Annotated in this window: 2 protein-coding genes; both read left to right on the top strand. The window is 78.8% G+C overall.

Annotation, left to right across the window (positions count from 1 at the left end; genetic code table 11):
- The first annotated feature begins 518 nt into the window (after positions 1 to 518).
- Positions 519 to 1355 carry an ABC transporter ATP-binding protein gene (locus tag ABD317_RS35850; RefSeq protein WP_344296054.1) on the top strand — a complete coding sequence of 279 codons (837 nt, stop codon included), beginning with the start codon at positions 519 to 521 and terminating at the stop codon, positions 1353 to 1355.
- 59 nt (positions 1356 to 1414) lie between these two features.
- Positions 1415 to 2528, top strand: a 1114-nt coding sequence (locus tag ABD317_RS35845) for an FtsX-like permease family protein (protein ID WP_344296051.1), incomplete at its 3' end; no start/stop codon positions are given.

Here is a 2528-nt window from a genome sequence, read left to right as displayed (position 1 = left end):
CGCCGCGCGGGCCACGGCCCGGCGCAGCCTCCGGGCCGCCCCGCTCCCGCTCCCGGGACCCGCCCCGCGGCCCCGCTGCCGGCGCTTCGCCCGGCCCGCCGGACCGCCCGGGTCCCGATCCGCCGGGCCGTCACCCGTCCACCCGTCCGTCCCGCCGGCCCCGTACGCCGGCGCGCCCCCGCCCGTACGCCCCCGCGCGAACAGCCCGCGTACCCGCCCGTACCGACCGATGCCCGCACCCGCCCTCGCCGTCACCGGTTCAGTGTGCCAACCCGCCCGCCGCCGCCGGATCCCCCGCGCGGCCCACCTCCCGTCCGCCCGGCGCCTACGCCGCGGGGATGACGCCGCCCGCCGTCGGCCGGATGCGGTACGGACCTTCCGCACCGCGGCCGACGTGCCCGCGTGGCCGCCGCGCTTAGCGTCGGGCCGCACGCCGACCGCCGAGCTGGGGAGGGACCCGGGCCATGGCCGCTGAACCGCACGCAGCAGAAGCCGAACCCGCAGCAGGAGCCGCATCCGTGACCGCGGTCGCGGCCGGGGCCGGAGCCGCCGAGGAGGCCGGCCGCGGCGCCGGGGTCCTCATCGACCTGCGCGGCGTCAGCAGGACGTACGACGACGGCCCGCCCGCGCTGGACGACCTGACCCTGACCGTACGCACCGGGGAGGCGCTGGCCGTGCTGGGGCCGTCCGGCAGCGGCAAGTCGACGCTGCTCAACCTCGTCGCCGGCCTGGACCGCCCGGACGCCGGCACCGTCACCGTCGACGGCCTGCGGGTGGACGAGCTGGGCGAGAGCGCGTCGGCGAAGTACCGGCGGGCGGCGATCGGCATAGTGTTCCAGTTCTTCAACCTGCTCGACGACCTGACCGTCGCCGACAACGTGCTGCTGCCGGCCCAGTTGGCCGGCCTGCCGCGGGCCGGCGCCGCCGCCCGGGCCGCCGAACTGCTGGCGTACCTCGGCATCGAACGGCACGCCCGCGCGTACCCCGGCCGGCTGTCGGGCGGCGAGCGGCAGCGCGTCGCGGTGGCCCGGGCGCTGATGAATCGCCCGTCGCTGCTGCTCGCGGACGAGCCCACGGGGGCGCTGGACACCGCGTCGGGCGCGGAGGTCCGCGAGCTGCTGCGCGAGCTGCACGCCGACGGGCAGACGATCGTGCTGGTGACGCACGACCTGACGCTCGCGGAGTCGTGCGCGACGCGGACGGTGGAGCTGGTGGACGGCCGGATCGCGCGGGACAGCGCGGCCGGGTGGGAAACGGGCGCGCTGCCGCCGCCCGGCACGCCCGGCCCGTACGGCACGTCCGCCGCTCCCGCCGCGCACGGCGCGTACGGCGACCGCCCCGGGACCGCCCGGTGAGCGCCCTGGGCCGAGTGGTGCGCGCCGGGGTGGGCCGGCGCCGCGTACAGACCGCTGTCATGCTGCTGACGACGCTGCTGACCGTCGCCGCCGCCGTCCTGGCGGCCGGACTGCTCGTCGCCTCGCGGGCCCCCTTCGACGACGCCTTCGCGCGGCAGCACGGCGCCCACCTCACGGGGCAGTTCGACGCGGAGAAGGCCACGGACGCGCAACTGCGCGCCACCGCCCGCGCCGACGGCGTGGCCGCGGCGGCCGGCCCGTACGCGGTCACCTCGCTGCGCCTGCACGTGGCCGGCGCGCCCGCCGGGGCCGTGTCGCCGCCGCTGACGGTGGCCGGGCGGGCGCCCGCCGGCGGGCGGGTGGACGACGTGGACGTCACGGAAGGCCGCTGGGCGGAGAGGCCCGGCGAGTTGGTGGTCGAGGCGGGCGCACGGGCCCCGGACATGGTGCCCGGTGCGCGCGTCACGGTCGACGGCGTGCCGGACGGCGCGACGCTCACGATCGTCGGCATCGCCGAGTCGGTGGGCGAGAGCGCGGCCGGATGGGTCGTACCCGAGCAGCTTCGGGAGCTGACCGCACCCGGCAGCCCCCGCCCGGAGCGGCAGATGCTCTACCGCCTCGACGACGCCGGCTCTCGCGCCGGCGTCGAGGCCGGGCGGAAGGCGGTGGCCGCCGCGGCACCCGCGGGGGCGCTGACGGGGTCGCAGTCGTACCTGGACGTCAAGCAACTCGCGGAGGGGGACACCGCCGCCTTCATCCCGTTCGTCGTCGCCTTCGCGCTGCTGGGGCTGGCCATGTCGGTGCTGATCGTGAGCATCGTCGTCAGCGGCGCGGTGGGCGCCGCGACCCGGCGGATCGGCGTGCTGAAGTCGCTGGGCTTCACGCCGCCGCAGGTCGGCCGGGCGTACGTGGCGCAGGCGGCGATCCCGGCGGCGGCGGGCGCGGTGCTGGGCGCGCTGGCGGGCAACGCGCTGTCCGTACCGCTGATGGGCGAGGTGGCGAGCGCGTACGGCACGGGGCGGATCCTGATCCCGCTCTGGGTCGACGTCGCGGTGCCGGCCGCCGTCCTCGCCCTCGTCGCGGCGACGGCGCTGGGCCCGGCGCTGCGCGCGGCCCGGCTCCGTACGACGGCGGCCCTGAGCGTCGGCCGCACCCCGCACGCCGCCCGCGGCC

The sequence above is a fragment of the Streptomyces synnematoformans genome (genome assembly GCF_039531005.1).
Lineage (GTDB): Bacteria > Actinomycetota > Actinomycetes > Streptomycetales > Streptomycetaceae > Streptomyces > Streptomyces synnematoformans.
The sequence above is the reverse complement of the archived record's forward strand: the minus strand, read 5'-3'. Positions and strand labels throughout refer to the sequence as shown.